16 protein-coding genes and 1 pseudogene are annotated in these 15,108 nt (G+C 66.9%); 10 read left to right on the top strand and 7 right to left on the bottom strand.

Features of this window, described 5'->3' with window-relative positions; genetic code table 11:
• Positions 1 to 26 precede the first annotated feature (26 nt).
• The gene (locus tag MF6396_RS11345; protein ID WP_058540104.1) at positions 27 to 626 is read right to left on the bottom strand and encodes a DMP19 family protein; all 600 of its coding nucleotides are present in this window, start codon (positions 624 to 626) and stop codon (positions 27 to 29) included.
• A 184-nt stretch (positions 627 to 810) separates the two neighbouring features.
• On the opposite strand from MF6396_RS11345, the pseudogene MF6396_RS29025 reads away from it, so the two are divergent.
• From MF6396_RS29025 to MF6396_RS11315, 7 genes and pseudogenes are all read left to right on the top strand, one after another.
• Positions 811 to 1,353, top strand: a pseudogene (locus MF6396_RS29025) (GNAT family N-acetyltransferase); the annotation flags it as partial.
• Positions 1,354 to 1,389: 36 nt separating this feature from the next.
• Positions 1,390 to 1,722 carry a nuclear transport factor 2 family protein gene (locus MF6396_RS29020; RefSeq protein ID WP_443217205.1) on the top strand — a complete coding sequence of 111 codons (333 nt, stop codon included), beginning with the start codon at positions 1,390 to 1,392 and terminating at the stop codon, positions 1,720 to 1,722.
• Positions 1,723 to 1,812: 90 nt separating this feature from the next.
• Positions 1,813 to 2,436, top strand: a complete 624-nt coding sequence (locus tag MF6396_RS11335; protein ID WP_054914615.1) for an SMI1/KNR4 family protein — start codon at positions 1,813 to 1,815, stop codon at positions 2,434 to 2,436.
• 19 nt (positions 2,437 to 2,455) lie between these two features.
• The gene (locus tag MF6396_RS11330) at positions 2,456 to 2,974 is read left to right on the top strand and encodes a GrpB family protein (protein ID WP_043861382.1); all 519 of its coding nucleotides are present in this window, start codon (positions 2,456 to 2,458) and stop codon (positions 2,972 to 2,974) included.
• Between the two features lie 100 nt (positions 2,975 to 3,074).
• Positions 3,075 to 3,656, top strand: a complete 582-nt coding sequence (locus MF6396_RS11325) for a hypothetical protein (RefSeq protein WP_078480329.1) — start codon at positions 3,075 to 3,077, stop codon at positions 3,654 to 3,656.
• Positions 3,657 to 3,830: 174 nt separating this feature from the next.
• On the top strand, positions 3,831 to 4,127 hold the full coding sequence (locus MF6396_RS11320; protein WP_043861384.1) for a hypothetical protein: 297 nt from the start codon (positions 3,831 to 3,833) through the stop codon (positions 4,125 to 4,127).
• 97 nt (positions 4,128 to 4,224) lie between these two features.
• The gene (locus tag MF6396_RS11315) at positions 4,225 to 4,749 is read left to right on the top strand and encodes a M15 family metallopeptidase (protein ID WP_078480328.1); all 525 of its coding nucleotides are present in this window, start codon (positions 4,225 to 4,227) and stop codon (positions 4,747 to 4,749) included.
• 1 nt (position 4,750) lies between these two features.
• Here MF6396_RS11315 and MF6396_RS11310 read toward each other — a convergent pair whose 3' ends face one another.
• Positions 4,751 to 5,956, bottom strand: coding sequence for an MFS transporter (locus MF6396_RS11310; protein ID WP_078480327.1), 1,206 nt, complete (start codon positions 5,954 to 5,956; stop codon positions 4,751 to 4,753).
• A gap of 137 nt (positions 5,957 to 6,093) precedes the next feature.
• Here MF6396_RS11310 and MF6396_RS11305 point away from each other — a divergent pair, with 137 nt between their 5' ends.
• Complete coding sequence (locus tag MF6396_RS11305; RefSeq protein ID WP_054914619.1) at positions 6,094 to 6,681, top strand: TetR/AcrR family transcriptional regulator; 588 nt, start codon at positions 6,094 to 6,096, stop codon at positions 6,679 to 6,681.
• Between the two features lie 48 nt (positions 6,682 to 6,729).
• On the opposite strand, the gene MF6396_RS11300 is transcribed toward MF6396_RS11305, so the two are convergent.
• Genes MF6396_RS11300 through MF6396_RS11285 form a run of 4 tightly spaced genes read right to left on the bottom strand, consistent with a single transcriptional unit; the run spans position 6,730 to position 12,857 of the window.
• Positions 6,730 to 7,215, bottom strand: a complete 486-nt coding sequence (locus MF6396_RS11300) for a DUF2165 family protein (RefSeq protein WP_078480326.1) — start codon at positions 7,213 to 7,215, stop codon at positions 6,730 to 6,732.
• Positions 7,216 to 7,228: 13 nt separating this feature from the next.
• On the bottom strand, positions 7,229 to 8,665 hold the full coding sequence (locus MF6396_RS11295; protein ID WP_078480325.1) for an efflux transporter outer membrane subunit: 1,437 nt from the start codon (positions 8,663 to 8,665) through the stop codon (positions 7,229 to 7,231).
• Positions 8,662 to 11,763, bottom strand: a complete 3,102-nt coding sequence (locus tag MF6396_RS11290; RefSeq protein ID WP_043861391.1) for a MexW/MexI family multidrug efflux RND transporter permease subunit — start codon at positions 11,761 to 11,763, stop codon at positions 8,662 to 8,664. The genes MF6396_RS11295 and MF6396_RS11290 overlap by 4 nt, the downstream gene beginning before the upstream one ends.
• Positions 11,760 to 12,857: an efflux RND transporter periplasmic adaptor subunit gene (locus tag MF6396_RS11285; protein WP_078480324.1), complete on the bottom strand. Its 1,098-nt coding sequence runs from the start codon at positions 12,855 to 12,857 to the stop codon at positions 11,760 to 11,762. The genes MF6396_RS11290 and MF6396_RS11285 overlap by 4 nt, the downstream gene beginning before the upstream one ends.
• Before the next feature lie 155 nt (positions 12,858 to 13,012).
• On the opposite strand from MF6396_RS11285, the gene soxR reads away from it, so the two are divergent.
• Both soxR and MF6396_RS28665 read left to right on the top strand, forming a co-directional pair.
• Positions 13,013 to 13,465: a redox-sensitive transcriptional activator SoxR gene (soxR, locus tag MF6396_RS11280; protein ID WP_054914623.1), complete on the top strand. Its 453-nt coding sequence runs from the start codon at positions 13,013 to 13,015 to the stop codon at positions 13,463 to 13,465.
• A 288-nt stretch (positions 13,466 to 13,753) separates the two neighbouring features.
• Positions 13,754 to 13,903, top strand: a complete 150-nt coding sequence (locus tag MF6396_RS28665; RefSeq protein WP_161493033.1) for a hypothetical protein — start codon at positions 13,754 to 13,756, stop codon at positions 13,901 to 13,903.
• On the opposite strand, the gene MF6396_RS11275 is transcribed toward MF6396_RS28665, so the two are convergent.
• A complete protein-coding gene (locus MF6396_RS11275) occupies positions 13,887 to 15,107 on the bottom strand; it encodes an NYN domain-containing protein (protein ID WP_161493032.1) in 1,221 nt (406 codons plus the stop codon). The two genes, MF6396_RS28665 and MF6396_RS11275, sit on opposite strands and share 17 nt — an antisense overlap.
• Position 15,108: the final 1 nt, after the last annotated feature.

The raw sequence follows: 15,108 nt of genomic DNA, 5'->3' as shown, positions 1-15,108 counted from the left end.
CCCCTGGCAGAACAGGACCCCGAAACCTAATCGGCGGCAAACAGCTGCTGTTGCCGCGCATACGCCACCAGGCGCTCCTCCAGCTGGTCGGGGTCGAGGTAGAAGCGAGTGTCCAGTGCATCCAGCGCGGCCTCGCAGGCCAGGTCGGGCTCATCGGCATAGGTGGGCATGCGCAACTGACGCTCGCCCTGCTCGGCAGGCACTGCCTGGGCGCCGAACAACAGGCCCTTGGCCTCCTCCAGCAGCGCGAGGGTCTGCAACGCGCCGAGTTCGCGCAGCCCCGCGCACGCGCTGGCGTAGTGATCGCCCGAGGAGTTGCCGAAGTACTGGTCGAAACCGCCGTTGTACACCTCGCCCTGCAGCACGTTGACCGCGTAATAGTGCTGCTCGGCCAGTGCCAGCCCGGCAAACCCCTGGGGCGTGCGGAACACCCGGTCGACCAGTGCAGACCAGTACAGCGCCTGCGGGCTGGCCAGGTACTGCTTGCGCTCCTGGGCGTAGCGCTTGCCGTTCTCGATGTTCTCCCGGTAGCCGCCCTTGCAGGGCATGCACAACCCGCCGGTGCGCGCTGCGGTGCTTGCCAGGATCACGTTGCCGCAGACGCGGCAGGGTTGGTTGTCGCTCATGCGCCCCCCATGGTCATTGCGTGGTGAGGGCGCGCCCCTTGCGCGTCGCGCCCAACGTGGCGCACATGCTACAGCGTGCCGGCCTGCGCGATCCAATCGCCTTGGCGCATGGGTTTGGTTTACCCTCGGTGCCGACACCTTGCCCACCCTCGCCCACCCCATGCATTACCGCTTCGAGGCCAAGATGAACCGCATCCCTACCTTCACCACCGCGCGCCTGCAGCTCACGCCCCTGCAATTGAGCGACGCTGCGGCGATCCAGCAACTGTTCCCGCAGTGGGAGGTGGTGCGTTATCTCGACAGCCGCGTGCCTTGGCCGTACCCGGACGACGGCGCACTGACGTATGTGCGCGACCTGGCGCTGCCCGCCATGGCGCGTGGCGAGGAATGGCACTGGATGATCCGCCTGGTGCAGAACCCGCTGCAGTGCATCGGCAGCGTGTCGCTGCACGATACCCCCGGTAACCACCGCGGTTTCTGGCTGGCGCCGCAGTGGCAAGGCAAGGGCTACATGCGCGAGGTGTGCGAGGTGATCAACCGCTTCTGGTTCGACACCTTGAATCGCCCGACCCTGCAGGTGCCCAAGGCCGTGAGCAACCTGGCGTCACGGCGCATATCGCTGCGCGAGGGCATGCACCTGCTGCACGTGCAGCCCGGCAATTTCGTCAGTGGGCCGATGCCCCAGGAAACCTGGGAGCTGACGCAGGATGAATGGCGCAAGCGCCGCGGCGACGCCAGCCCCGCAACGCAACCCGCTGGCGAGCTGGAAGCCACCCTGCACTACCTGGAGCAACGCCTGCTGCAGCAGGACGTACGCCGCAACACGGCCTTGCTGTCGACGCTGCTGGCCGATGACTTCATGGAGATTGGCGCCAGCGGCAAGGCCTGGCACAAGGCGGATGTGCTCTCCAGCCTGCCCGTCCAGGCATTCAGGGTGCGCACGATCAGCGATTTTCAGGTACGCCCCCTGGCGCCGGACGTTGCGCTGGTGACCTATACCTGCCACAGCGGCACCGCGTCGCTGCGCAGCTCGGTATGGCGCAGGCTCGATGGCCATTGGCAGATGACCTTTCATCAAGGCACCCCGGCCGCGTAATGCCGCAAACGGTGCGGCCCCACCCGCGCCGTTTGCCTGCGGCGCCCATGCGCGGCATCATCTGCCGCCCCTGTACAGCGAGCCACCTCGATGACCGATTACCGCGGGCTGATGCTCGAAGACACCCGGCAAGGCGCCAGCGACGCTGCGCTTGCACAGCTGGAGGCCAGCCTTGGCGCGCCCCTGCCGGCTGACTACCGTGAATTTCTCACGACCTGCAACGGCGCCTACCTCGAGTACGACGTAGCGGTCACCCTGGCCAGCGGCGAACGCGAGCTGATGAGCTTCTCGCTGTACGGGCTGGACCTGGACGGCGAATGGGAGTCGAACCCCTATGAGCTGGAACGCGCACGCCAGCGCCCCGGCTACCCTGCCCACGGCCTGCTGCCGATCGGGCGTGACGGCGGCGCCAGCCTGTTGCTGCTGGACCTGCGCGAGGGGCGCCAGCAGGTGGCCGCGATGGTCGCCGCCCTGCCCGCCTGGACCGGCCGCCGCCAGCAAGGCGACGAATACGTGGTGCTGGCCGAAAGCTTCAACGACTACCTGGCCCTGCTGCATGTGGCCGAAGAGACCATCGTCAACCATATCGACAGCTTCATCATCAGCCAGGACAGTGTGCAGGCCACCCTCGCCTGGCTCGATTCCGGCAGCCGCGGCTGGCGCGAACGCCACCGTGAGCGCTGGAACGCGCGGGTAAGCGACTGGCCAATATGACTCCCAGGGAAACACCGCAATGAAGCTGACCAGCCAGATCCGCCCCTACGACAACCAATGGCCCGAGCGCTACCTGGCCGCCAGGGCAGGCATCGCCCAGGGTTTTGGCAGTGAACTGATCGACATCCATCATGTGGGCAGCACGGGCGTACCCGGCCTTGCCGCCAAGCCGGAGATCGACGTGCTGGTGGTGGTCCAGGCGCATCGGGAAACCGCAGCACGCCACGCCCACATGCAGGCTCTGGGGTACGTGCGCGGCTCCGACCTGTCGCCGGGCCACCACTTCTACCGTCGTGATGTCGACGGTATCCGTACCCACAAGGTGCACGTGTGTGCCCAGGGCCACCCACAGATTGCCTGGATGCTGCGCTTTCGCGACCTGCTGCGCAGCGATGACGACCTTCGCCAGCGCTACCAGGCGTTGAAGCTTGAGCTTGAAGCAACCAATCGTGACGGTATCGGCGAGTACCTGGCCGGCAAGGCGCCATTCATCGAGGCCGCGATGCGTGGCCAGGTGCAGTCGCAGGGCGGCGTCTAACGGGCATATCCGCAATCAGTGGCTATGCTTTGCGCGTGATCCACGCACGTTGCGTCATGCGTTGTTCCGCTCATTCAGCCATTACATGGAATGCAGGCTTATGAAATCGATTCGCTCCCTCGCCCACGCCGTTGCCCTCGCCTCACTCATGACCACTGCCAGCTTTGCGGCCCACGCCGCCGAACTGCCGCTGGGCAGCGAAGCGCTGCAAGACCACATCAGCACCCAGGTGCTGGCAGTGGACCCGAGCAACTACCGGGTCACGATCGAAGGCCCGAACAACAGCCAGGTGCCTATCCAGCTGAGCGACCAGGCCAAGGACCTGCACAACCTGAAGGTGGGCGACAAGGTCGACATCACGGTGACCCGTGCCGTGGCCTATGTGCTCAACACCAGTGAGGGCGGCGCGCCGAAGGTCACCGACGAGGCCGGCACCGTGCGCGCCACCAAGGACAACCCCAACCCGGGCGGCGAAGCTTTCCGCCAGGTGCGCGTCACCTCCAAGATCACCGCCATCGACCTCGACGCCCATGAAGTGACCCTGCTGCCGCCCCAGGGCAAGGTGAAGGTGGTGAAGGTCGAGGACCCCGAACTGCAGGCGCGCATGAAGAACCTCAAGGTCGGCCAGACGGTCGACGTGGTGTACACCGAAGTGCTGACCGTGAAAACCTCGCGCCCGTGAGGTATGCTCGCCGAGTCGACTGACTCGAACGGCTCTGGCGCGCCGTTCCCGGCCGGATTTCCCCGGCCAGGAACGCACCGCCCACCACCCGATGGCCAGCCGCGCCTGCCACGGGTATTCCATTGGAACACCCCCCTTTTTCACGTCGCTTGACCGTTGCACAGGGGAACCGGGATGAACGCAAAAACAGTGCCTGGCCGCTTGTCATGGGGCCTGCCCTGCCTGCTTGCATTCGCCCTGCTGCTGACCGGCGGCTGCGCCGGCAAGACGGCCGCCAATCGCTATGCCGCCCAGGGTTCCAACTGCTACGCAAAGGCGGTGCCCAGCGCTGGCGAAGGCGGCCTGGCCTGGGGCTCGACCCTGGGCCAGGCCCGCAAGAAATCCATGGACAACTGCATGCGCTACGCCAGCCGCTCCGGTGGCACGCCCAGGACCTGCCAGGTGGTACTGGCCCAGTGCAAGGGCCAGTAACGCATCGGCAAGGCGAACCTGTTTGAACGGACGACGCCCCATCGCACCACGTCTTCACTGCTAGGCTGGATTGATACCCACTGCCCAGGTCAGCCCCATGCCCTACTCCCCCGCCGCATTGCAGATGCTCGAACAGCTCGGCATACCGTTGAACGCGGTGATCGAGCGCCATCTGCAGGAGTTCGTCGAAGCCAGCCTGCTGCAGTGGGCCGAGACCGGCCAGGACAACCGAAAGCACGAACTGATCGCCGTGGCCGCTCAGGCCTGGCGCCAGTTGAAAGCGGCTGCCGGTGCCGAGGGCGTGGCGCTTTACCTGGTGTCGGCCTTCAGAAGCGTCGAACGGCAGAAGACCATCATCCAGCGCAAGCTGGACAAGGGGCAGAGCATCGAGCAGATCCTTGCGGTCTCGGCCCCGCCGTTCTTCAGCGAGCATCACACCGGGCGTGCCGTCGACATAGGCACCCCCGGCTGCACCGACCTGGAGCCCGAATTCGAAGCGACACCGGCATTCAGATGGTTGACCCGCAACGCAGCGACCTATGGCTTCGAGCTGTCGTACCCGCCCGACAATGGCGCAGGCTACGTGTATGAGCCCTGGCACTGGCGCCATGTAGCCAGCTGATTCAGGCGGGCTGCGACGTCGCCGCCCGTGCAACCAGGCGCCGGTGGGCCCACACAGCCACCAGCAGCACCAGGGCACCGGCCACCAGCGCCACACCGAAGCCGGCCCGTGCACCGCTGCCATCCACCACCGGCCCCGATACCGCCGCCCCCACGGCCACACCGATGTTCAAGCCGGCCAGCAGCCAGGTCATGCCCTCGGTCAGACGATGTTCGGGCACCAGCCGCTCGACCAGGGTCATGGCCACGATCAGGGTCGGCGCAAAGAACAGCCCCGCCACCAGCACCGCCACACCCAGGCCCGGCAGGCTGGCGACCAGCAACAGCGGCAGGGTCGTGGCAGCGGTTGCCAGCCCACCCAGCAACAGCAGGCGCGGCAAGGGCACCTGCAGCTTGAGCGCACCGAACAGCAGCCCCGCCACGCACGACCCCACGGCATAGGCCGACAGCACCAGGCTGGCCGCCGCCGGCTGGCCGCGTTGCTCGGCAAAGGCCACGCTGACGATATCCACGGTGCCGACGATCATGCCCATCGCCACCATCAGCAGGGTCAGCAGGCGCACGTTGGCCAGGCGGATCACCGAGCCCGAACGGTCCCCGGCAGCTTCCCGGGGCTGGATCGGCGGCTCGGTATTGCGCTGGATGACCAGTGCGAACACACCCAGCACCAGCAACAGTGCGGCCGCAAGCAGGCCCGCCTGGGGCAGTACCACCACCGCAAGGCCCACCGACAGCGGCGGCCCGGCAATGAAGCTGACCTCATCGAACACCGTCTCCAGCGAATACGCCGTTTGCAACTGCGGCTGGCCACGGTACAGGGCCGTCCAGCGCGCACGCACCATCGCCGACACGCTCGGCATGCACCCTGCCAGCACCGCCCCGATGAACAGCGCCCAGTCGCCAGCCCGTTGCCAGGTGCTGGCCAGCACCAGCAGCAGCCCAAGGAGGCTGATGGCGGTGGCCGCAGGCAACACGCGGCGTTGCCCGAGGCGATCCACCAGGCGCGATACCTGTGGCGACAACAGCGCATAGCTCAGCACGAAGACCGCCGCCACTGCCCCGGCCAGTGCGTAGCTGCCACGCAATTGCGACAGCAAGGTGATGATGCCGATGCCTGTCATCGGCAGTGCGGTACGCGCCAGCAGCCCGGCCAAGGCAAAGCCCAGGGCGCCCGGCGCGGCAAAAAGGTCTCGATAAGGGTTGGCCATCTGATGCTCCAGGGCGGTGAATTGGCCGCTGACACGGCAGCGCGACAAGTTACATACGGCATGTATGTATAAAAAGCGTATATTCATACGCACCGAATGTAAATAATCATACGCACCGTATGTAAGGAGACACGCCCATGGCTCGCCGCACCCGTGCCGAAATGGAAGAAACCCGCGCCACCTTGCTCGCCACCGCCCGCAGCGTGTTCAGCGAACGCGGCTATGCCGATACCTCGATGGATGACCTGACCGCCCAGGCCGGGCTGACCCGCGGCGCGTTGTATCACCACTTCGGCGACAAGCAGGGGCTGCTGGCGGCCGTGGTGGCGTCGATCGACGCCGAGATGGATGCACGCCTGCAGGCGCTCTCCGACACTGCCCAGACGCCCTGGGAAGGCTTTCGCCAGCGGTGCCGGGCGTATCTGGAAATGGCGCTGGAGCCGGATTACCAGCGCATCGTGTTGCGCGATGCCCCAGCCGTGCTGGGGGGCACCTCGACGGACGCGCAACGCCATTGCATCGCGTCGATCCAGGCACTGCTGGAACGGTTGATCGAACAAGGCGTGGTGGCCGAGGCCGACCCGCAGGCCCTGGCCTCGCTGGTCTACGGCAGCCTGGCCGAGGCTGCGGTGTGGATCGCCCAGGGTGATGACGGCGATGCGCGACTGGCGCGCAGCACCGGCGCACTGGAACTGCTGCTGCGCGGGCTGCTGGCCAAACCATAGGGCATCAAGGCCACGCGAGGGTGGCCCGATTGGGGTGACAGCGGCGCACTAGCCCCACTGCAGGTTGAACACCATGAAGCTCAGCACCACCCACACCACCAGCGCCAGGTGAGTGAGCTGCAGGCCCTCCTGGCGTATCCAGTAGCCGAACCACAGCCCCCCGAGCAGCATGGCGAAAAAAAAGCCCAGGGCTGCGCTAAGCGCCAGGTTCAACCAGGGCCGGGCTGCGTCCAGGCCGCTGCCCAGCAGCAGGTGGTAGCAGCCCGCCCAGGCGGCCAGCACCGCCCCCGCCTGCAGCAGCACGACGACCATCAATGCCGCCCGGTGCACAGCGGGCGAGTGGATGGCCCGCGAGCACAGGGGCAGGTCGATCGCCGGTGCCTGGCGCAGGGGCGCCATCGACAGCGTGCCCCCGACGGCCGCCGCCGAACTGGCAAAGGCCTGCAGGTTGTTGACCAGGGCGATGCTCAACCACAGGGTGAACCCTGCGGCCAGTACCATCTGAAACATCAGCAGTGAAGTTGCAGTATCCACGAAGCGGTCCTCATCAGTTGTTCAGGGTGTTTGCGCTAAGCGTCCTGCCGGCAGGCGCGCGCCAGGCCAGGGCCTTGTACAGGTCCACGGCGTTGCCATAGGAGGCGGCCTGTGCCCGCGCGATGTCCTGGCGCAGACGCAACAGGTCGCGCTGGCTGTCCTTGACCGCCAGGTAGCTGCCCGAACCTGCGCCATAGCGCTGCTGGGCGATGGCGAACGCCGCCTCGCCATGCCGCGCCGCCTGCACCAGGCCGAGCAGGTGGCGCTGGTGCTCGGCCAACTGCGTGACTGCGCCCTCCACCTCTTCCACCGCCACCAGCAGCACCTGTTCGAAGTGCGCCGCCTCGCCCTGGGCCAGCGCCTGGGTACCGCGCAGGCGCGCCCGCACCGAGCCCAGGTTGAACGCTGGCCAGGTCAGGCCGGGCGTCAGCTCGAACGCCCGCGCCGCACTGCCCAGGTCGCCGTCACGCAAGGCAAAGAAGCCGATGAACCCACCCAGGTTCAAACGTGGGTACAGGTCGGCAGTGGCAGCGCCCACATCCTGCACACGGGCAGCCAGCAGCCGTTCGGCCTGGACCACATCGGGCCGGTTGCGGATCAGCTGATCCACATCCCCCAGTGGCAGCTGGCGCGCCAATGGCATCGGCGGCATGTCACCCAGCGCGATGGCAAAGCTGCCGGGGCGCTGGCCTGTGAGCACCTGCAGCCGGTACAGGCGCCGCTGCAACTGGCTGCGCAGTGGCGCCACAGTCGATTGCGCCAGCAGCAGGTTGCTCTGCGCGCTCTCCAGCGCTTCGGGCAGGCCGGCGCCGGCGGGCAACTGCGCCGGGGTCGACGGCACGGTCTCCTGCCAGCTGCGCACCGCTTCTTCGGCCAGCAGCCCTGGCTGGCGTAGCCCCTGGGCCTGGAAGTAGGCCTGGGCCACCTGGGCCGCGATGCTCAACTGCACCTGTTCCAGGTCGGCCGCGGAGGCCTGCGCACGGGATTGGGCGGCGCGCTCCAGGTGATCGAGGCGGCCGAACAGGTCAAGCTCCCACTGCAGGTCCAGCCCCGCCCGCCACGATTCGGACAGGCTGCGGGCCGGCGGCTGCCCCTGCCTGGCCTGCTGCGCCAGGCTGCGCTGGTAGCTCGCGCTGCTGGTCACCGTCGGCAGGCGCTCCAGCGCCTGTTCATCCACATGGGCACGGGCCAGCAGCAGGCTGGCATGCGCCTGCTCGATGGCGTGGTTGTGGGCCAGGGCGTTGGCGATCAGGCGTTCCAGCTGCGGGTCGTCGAAAAAGGTCCACCAGGCTGACGTCGGCTGCACCGGCGTCGCAGCGAAGGCCTGCGCCTGCGGGCTGACCACATGAATGGGCGCCACCTCGGGGGCGTGATATTGCGGCCCGACGCTGCAGGCGGCCTGCAACGCCACGGCGCCCAGCAACAGCGGATAACGGCTGAACCCCTTCATGGCCTTGCCTCCCTGTGCCCAAGCGCAAGGCCCTGCTCGGCCTCCTCCAGTTGCTGCTTGCGCGGGCTGTGCACGCGATGGTCACGGGCCAGCCAGGCATACACCGTGGGCAGCACGAACAAGGTGAACAGCGTGCCTATCAACATGCCGCAGACAATGACCACACCCAGGCCGAAACGGCTGTTGGCACCGGCGCCGCTGGCGAACAGCAGCGGCATCACGCCGAAGGTCATCGCGGCGGTGGTCATCAGTACCGGGCGCAGGCGAATCTGCGCGGCGCGGATGATCGCCCCGGCACGATCGAGGTTCTCGCGCAGCTGGATCTCGTTGGCGAACTCCACCATCAGAATGCCGTGCTTGCTGATCAGCCCGATCAGGGTCACCAGCCCGATCTGCGTGTAGATATTGAGGGTGGCCCAGCCCAGTGCGAGCGGCAACAGTGCGCCGCAGATCGACAGCGGCACGGTGACCAGGATGATCAGCGGGTCCACCAGGCTTTCGTACTGGGCCGCGAGCACCAGGTAGATGACCACCATCGCGGCGAGAAACGCCAGCACCAGCGCATTGCCTTCCTGCACGTACTGGCGCGACTCGGACTGCCAGTCATGGCTGAACTCCGGCGGCAGTTCGCTGGCCAGTTGCTGCAGAAACGCCACCGCCTGCCCCTGGGAAACCCCCGGTGCCGGGATGGCCTGCAGCGTGCTCGCATTCTGCTGGTCGAACTGCAGCAGCCGGTTGGGCTCGACCGTCATCTGCAGCCGCACCACGGCAGACAACGGCACCAGTTGCCCCGCTTCGCTGCGCACATACTGGCGCTCTAGCGCCTGGGGCGTCAGGCGCTGATCCTGGGTGCTCTGCGGGATCACGTCATACGAGCGGCCATACAGCGCGAAGCGGTTGATGTACTGCTCGCCCACCAGCACGGCCAGGGAGTCGCCGAGGGCCTGCATGCCGATGCCCAGGCTGGCGGCCTTGGCGCGGTCGACCGTCACCTTGACCACCGGGTTGTTGTAGTCCAGGTCGCTGTCCACCACCGCGAACAGGCCGCTGTCGCGGGCACGCTGCTTGAGGGTTTCCATGGTCTGGTACAGCACCGGGTAGTCCTGCGCGCTGCGCAGCACCATCTGCACCGGCAGGCCACCGCTGGAGCCTGGCAGCGAGGCCACCTGGAAGGCAAAGATGCTGCTGCCCTCCACTTCGCTCACGGCCTGCTGCAGGTCGGCCTGGACCTGATCGGCCGAGCGCTCGCGGGCCTGCCACAGGCTGAGGTTGATGCCGCCGAAGCTGCTGGCCGGCCCGTCGGTGCCGTTGATGATCCAGGTGTCGGTGGTTTCCGGCAGGCTGTGCATCACCTGGTCGAGCTTGCTGGCGAAGCGCTCGGCATAGTCGAGGCTGGCGTACTGCGGCGACTTGATGGCGGTGAGCACGGCGGCCTGGTCCTCGGGTGGCGCCAGCTCGCGTTGCGGCTGCAGGTACAGCCACGGCAGGCTCAGGCACACCAGCAAGGCGACGCCGCCGCTGACCCAGCGACGCGACAGCGAGTGCGCCAGTGCCCGCCCGTAGGCGCTGGCCAGCCCGCCGAACACCTTCTCGGCAAGCCTGGCCATGCGCCCCTCCTGCTGGCCGGGCTTGAGCAGCAGCGAGCTCATCACCGGCGACAGGGTCAGGGCCACCACCCCCGAGACGATCACCGCCCCGGCCAGGGTCAGGGCGAACTCGCGAAACAGCGTGCCGGTGAGCCCGCCGATCAGGCCGATAGGGGCATACACGGCGGCCAGCGTGAGGGTCATGGCGATCACCGGCCCGGCGATCTCGCGGGCACCGACCAGCGCGGCGGCCACCGGCGTCTGGCCCTCCTCGATATGGCGGTGCACGTTCTCCACCACCACGATCGCGTCGTCCACCACCAGCCCGATGGCCAGCACCATCGCCAGCAGGGTCAGCAGGTTGAGGCTGAAGCCGAACGCCAGCATCAGCCCGGCCGCGCCGAGCATCGACAGCGGGATCGCCAGCACCGGGATGGCCACGCTGCGCAACGAGCCCAGGCACAGCCAGATCACCAGCACCACGATCACGATCGCCTCGACCAGCGTGTGCAGCACTTCCTGGATCGAGGCCTCGATAAAGCGTGCAGTCTCGTAGGCCAGCGCCACGTTGACCCCTGGCGGCAGGGTCTGCTGGATCTGCGGCAGCAGCTTGCGAATGCCGTCGACGATCACCAGCGGGTTGCCCGCAGGCGTCGGGAACAGGCCCAGGTGCACCGCCGGGCGGCCATCCATGGTGGCGCTGGTCTGGGTGGCCGCGGCGCCCAGTTCGACCGTGCCCACATCGCGCAGGCGCACCAGCGCCGTGCCGTCATTGCGAATCACCAGGTCGCGAAAGGCCTCGACACTGGTCAGGTCGGTATCGATGCGTATGTCGGCCAGCACGAACTGGCCGCGTACCTGCCCGGGCGTGGCCTGGTAGTTGTTGCTGCGCACGGCATCGGCCACCTCGGCGGCGGTCACGCCGCGCCCGGCCATGCGTTCGCTGTCCAGCCACAGGCGCATGGCCAGGGTCTGGCCACCGAAGGTCTGGATCTTGGCCACGCCGTCGATGCCGGAAAGCTGCGGCTCGACCACCCGCGACAGGTAGTCGCTGAGTTCGGGAATCGACAGCGTGTCGCTGGCAAAGCCCACATAGGCCACGGCGGTGGAATCCCCGGCCGACAGCTCGACCACCGGGTCGTAGGCCTTGTCCGGCAGGCGGTAGCGCACCTGGTTGACCTTGGCCATGGTCTCGCTCAGCGCCTGGGTCGAGTCGCGGTTCAGCTCCATGCGCAGGGTCACCAGGCTGCGGCCCTGCACCGACGACGAAGACAGGTAGTCGATGCCTTCCACCGACGACACCGCCTGGGTGATCGGCTGGGTCACGAAGCCCTGCATCAGTTCGGCCGATGCACCCGGGTATTCGGTGCTGACGGTAATGGTGGCGGTTTCCAGCAACGGGTACTGGCGGATGGGCAGCTTGCCCAGGGCGAACAGGCCGGCCAGCACGATCAGGCTGCTGACCACCAGGGCCAGCACCGGGCGACGCACAAAACTGTCGGTGAACCTCATGAGGCGTCGCCCCCGTCGGCGTTGTGCAGCGTGTCATTGGCCACCTGCTCCACCTGCATGCCGTCACTGAGCTTGAGCTGGCCCGAGACCACCACGCGGTCGCCCGCCTTGAGCCCGGAGGTGACTTCCACCTGGCCCTTCCAGCGCTCGCCGGTGGTCACCTGCACGCGGTGCACGCTCAGGCCGCGTTCCGGGTCGTGGGTGGCGATGAACACGGTCTGGCCGTAGGCGGTGTAGGTGATGGCGGTTTCCGGCACGGCCATCACCCGGGTCGGCTGCGCCGCCGCGAGCTGCACGCTGGCGTACATGCCGGCCTGCAACTGCCCGTCCGGGTTGGCCAGGGTGGCCTGCACCCATACTGCGCGCGCCTTGCCCACCATCGGGTCGATGGCGTTGATACGCGCCGCAAAGGTCTTTTGCGGCAGTGCATCCACCGCCAGGGCTGCGGTCTGCCCCACCTGCAAGCCCGGGGCGGCATGCTCGGCCAGCGAGAAGTTCACCCGCAGTTGCGTGGCGTCCACCAGGCTGGCCACGGCGTCACCGGCATTCAGGTACTGGCCTTGATGCACGCGGCGGATGCCCAGCTTGCCGGCAAAGGGGGCCCGGATCGCCTTCTGCGCAATCCGTGCATCGACCTGCTGCAGTTCGCCCTCGGCCATCTGCACGGCGGCGGTGGCGTTGTCGAGTTGCTCCTGGGTAGTGACATTGGCGGTGCGCAGCTTGCCGATGCGCTGATGCAGGGTGCGGGCATTGCGCAGCTGTGCGCTCAGGCGCACCCGGTCGGCCTGCTCGGGGGCATCGTTGAGCTGCACCAGCAGTTGCCCGGCCTTGACCCTTTGCCCCGACTCGAAGGCGATGCGCGTGATGCGCCCGGTGGTTTCCGCGGCCACCTGCACCTGGTGGGCGGCTTCCAGCTCGCCGGCGGCGAAGGTCTGGCGGGGCGCCTCACGCGAGGTGACGGTGGCCAGCGCGACCTTGGTCACCGGCCACGCCGCAGTGGCGTGCGCCGTCGAGTCCTTTCTGGTCAGCAGCATGACGACGGCCAGCACGCACACAACAGCGGCGCCCCCTCCCAACAGCATCCTCTTGCCCATCTTTGCTCCGCTCATCGGTGTGGTGTGTTCGCTGCACAGCGCATCCCGTGCCGACGGCTGGCATCGGCACGGCAAAGCGGTTGCAGGAAAGATCGGGCCGGACTATAAAACCTCAACTTAACTTGAGGTCAACACACGTGGCGGCAGAAAAGAAGATGGATGGTGCGCGCTCGCTCACCATCGGCGAGGTGGCCAGACGCAGTGGCGTGCCGATTTCCACCTTGCACTTCTACGAGTCTAAGGGGTTGATCGCCAGCACGCGCAATGCCGGCAACCAGCGGCGATTTCCGGCGTTGGTGCTGCGCAGCATCGCGATCATCAAGGTGGCGCAGCGCACCGGGATTCCGCTGGAAGAGATCAAGCATGCGATGAGCCGCTACCCGCCCAACAGCAAATTGACGGCGGCGCAGTGGGGTGAGATGTCATCGGCCTGGCGCGAGAACCTGAATGCGCGCATCCGGACGCTGGAGGCATTGAGGGATAGCCTGGACAACTGCATCGGTTGTGGCTGCCTGTCGCTGGATGATTGCCCGTTGCGCAACCCGGGGGATGCGCTGGGGCAGGATGGACCGGGGCCGAGGATTCTGGAAGGGGCTGCCGAGGGTTAGGCGCGAGGGTTGCGGGTGGTCTGGCTGATGCACCGTGCACGCAGGTTCTGCGACCGCTTCGCGCTCGTTCGCCAGCAATGCTGGCTCCTACAGCCGTGTGGCTTCTGCCCGGAGGGCGTAGGAGCGGGCCTTGCCCCGCGAACTGGCGCGCAGCGCCAGCAAAACCTGCGAACGCGATCTGGCTGATGCACCGTGCACGCAGGTTCTACGACCGCTTCGCGCTCGTTCGCCAGCAATGCTGGCTCCTACAGCCCTGTGGCTTCTGCCCGAAGGGCGTAGGAGCGGGCCTTGCCCCGCGAACTGGCGCGCAGCGCCAGCAAAACCTGCGAACGCGATCTGGCTGATGCACCGCGCACGATCGTCGGCCAGCAGCAGCCCACCTGCACGCATGTGGTTGAGCTACCGCTTGAGCCCAGCCAGGTCAGTAAGGCACGTTGACCTGCAACTGCTGGATCTGTACCGAATGCGGGTGGATCAGGTGGGTCAACACGCGTCGCTCCTTGACCGCGGATTTTTCCGCGTAGTCGGCGAACCGGTCATTGCTGACGATGTAGGCGGCCTGGTCGAACTCGGCAGCGGCCAGCAGGGCCTCGTCCGCTTTCACATCGCGGGGCATCACCACCACCTTGGCCCCGGGGAACAGCGCCTGAAGCCCGGCATGGTTGCTCGACACCCGTGCATAGATGCCCGGGTCGAATATCACCGTCACCTTGTACCCCTGGCACAGGACCGGCACCAAGGCAATCAGTGCACCAAGCCCGATGAAGGTGCCCTTGCCGTTCTCCGAAGGCAGGTAGCACAGGTTGTTGCCATCGAGGATGAGCGTTTCGATGTGGTTTTCCATCAGCCGTGTGATGTCGCGCAGGCGTTCCTGGATTTTCTCGATATCCCGCTCGAGCTTGCGCCGCTTGGCATTCAACCCGCTCAGTACCATGCCCGGCTTGCTGTTTTCGAAGAAGCTCTCGCACTCTTGATGTATGAGCGCTTTTTCCCTGCCGCTCGACGCATTCGAGAGCGCCCACTCAAACCCTTGCGCCTTGGCGATGTCGTTGTCGATCTGCTGCAGTTGGCGCTGCTGGCGTTCCCATTGGCGCGACACGTCGCCGGCCATGGCTTCCCATTTTTCGCTGGCACTGCGGGTATGCTCGATCAACTGGTGCAGGTGCGCCAGTTCCTCGTTCAAGCCGGCGATGGTGGCCGTTGCTTCCAGCGGATTGAACTGGCGATACCGGCGCAAGTTCGCCGCCAGCCGGCGCTCTTCGGGCTCATGGCTGGCCAGCTCGGCCTGGGCCTCCTTGCGCGACAGCTCAAGCATCGCAAGGCGCTTGTCCAGTTCACTGGCCTGGTGCTGCGCCACCTTCTGCTCGGTGGAGCGCCACAGGCCCGACAGCCAGCCACCGGCCACGCCCTGGCAGGCCTGCTTGCTCTGGCTGGTGCTCTGCAGGGTGGCGCTGAGCTGATTGAGCCGTTGCTTGATATCCAGGGTGATGCGGTTGCGCTGGGCCAGTTGAGCGCTGGCGTGCTCGCAGTCGAATGCGTCGTACCACTGCATGTCGAGGGTCAACTTCTGGATACCCAGGTTGATCGATGCGGTCTTCTGGGTCAGGGCGACCACCCGGGCCGCGTGTTCATTCCTATACATG

Origin of the sequence: Pseudomonas sp. MF6396 (genome assembly GCF_002018915.1) — a bacterium.
Lineage (GTDB): Bacteria > Pseudomonadota > Gammaproteobacteria > Pseudomonadales > Pseudomonadaceae > Aquipseudomonas > Aquipseudomonas palmensis.
This window is presented reverse-complemented; position numbering and strand designations above follow the sequence as displayed.

Coding starts and splice junctions, on each gene's coding strand:
- MF6396_RS11345 (WP_058540104.1), bottom strand. CDS start 626: ATGAGCGACAACCAACCCTGCCGCGTCTGCGGCAACGTGATCCTGGCA.
- MF6396_RS11335 (WP_054914615.1), top strand. CDS start 1,813: ATGACCGATTACCGCGGGCTGATGCTCGAAGACACCCGGCAAGGCGCC.
- MF6396_RS11330 (WP_043861382.1), top strand. CDS start 2,456: ATGAAGCTGACCAGCCAGATCCGCCCCTACGACAACCAATGGCCCGAG.
- MF6396_RS11325 (WP_078480329.1), top strand. CDS start 3,075: ATGAAATCGATTCGCTCCCTCGCCCACGCCGTTGCCCTCGCCTCACTC.
- MF6396_RS11320 (WP_043861384.1), top strand. CDS start 3,831: ATGAACGCAAAAACAGTGCCTGGCCGCTTGTCATGGGGCCTGCCCTGC.
- MF6396_RS11315 (WP_078480328.1), top strand. CDS start 4,225: ATGCCCTACTCCCCCGCCGCATTGCAGATGCTCGAACAGCTCGGCATA.
- MF6396_RS11310 (WP_078480327.1), bottom strand. CDS start 5,956: ATGGCCAACCCTTATCGAGACCTTTTTGCCGCGCCGGGCGCCCTGGGC.
- MF6396_RS11305 (WP_054914619.1), top strand. CDS start 6,094: ATGGCTCGCCGCACCCGTGCCGAAATGGAAGAAACCCGCGCCACCTTG.
- MF6396_RS11295 (WP_078480325.1), bottom strand. CDS start 8,665: ATGAAGGGGTTCAGCCGTTATCCGCTGTTGCTGGGCGCCGTGGCGTTG.
- MF6396_RS11290 (WP_043861391.1), bottom strand. CDS start 11,763: ATGAGGTTCACCGACAGTTTTGTGCGTCGCCCGGTGCTGGCCCTGGTG.
- MF6396_RS11285 (WP_078480324.1), bottom strand. CDS start 12,857: ATGGGCAAGAGGATGCTGTTGGGAGGGGGCGCCGCTGTTGTGTGCGTG.
- soxR (WP_054914623.1), top strand. CDS start 13,013: ATGGATGGTGCGCGCTCGCTCACCATCGGCGAGGTGGCCAGACGCAGT.
- MF6396_RS11275 (WP_161493032.1), bottom strand. CDS start 15,107: ATGTATAGGAATGAACACGCGGCCCGGGTGGTCGCCCTGACCCAGAAG.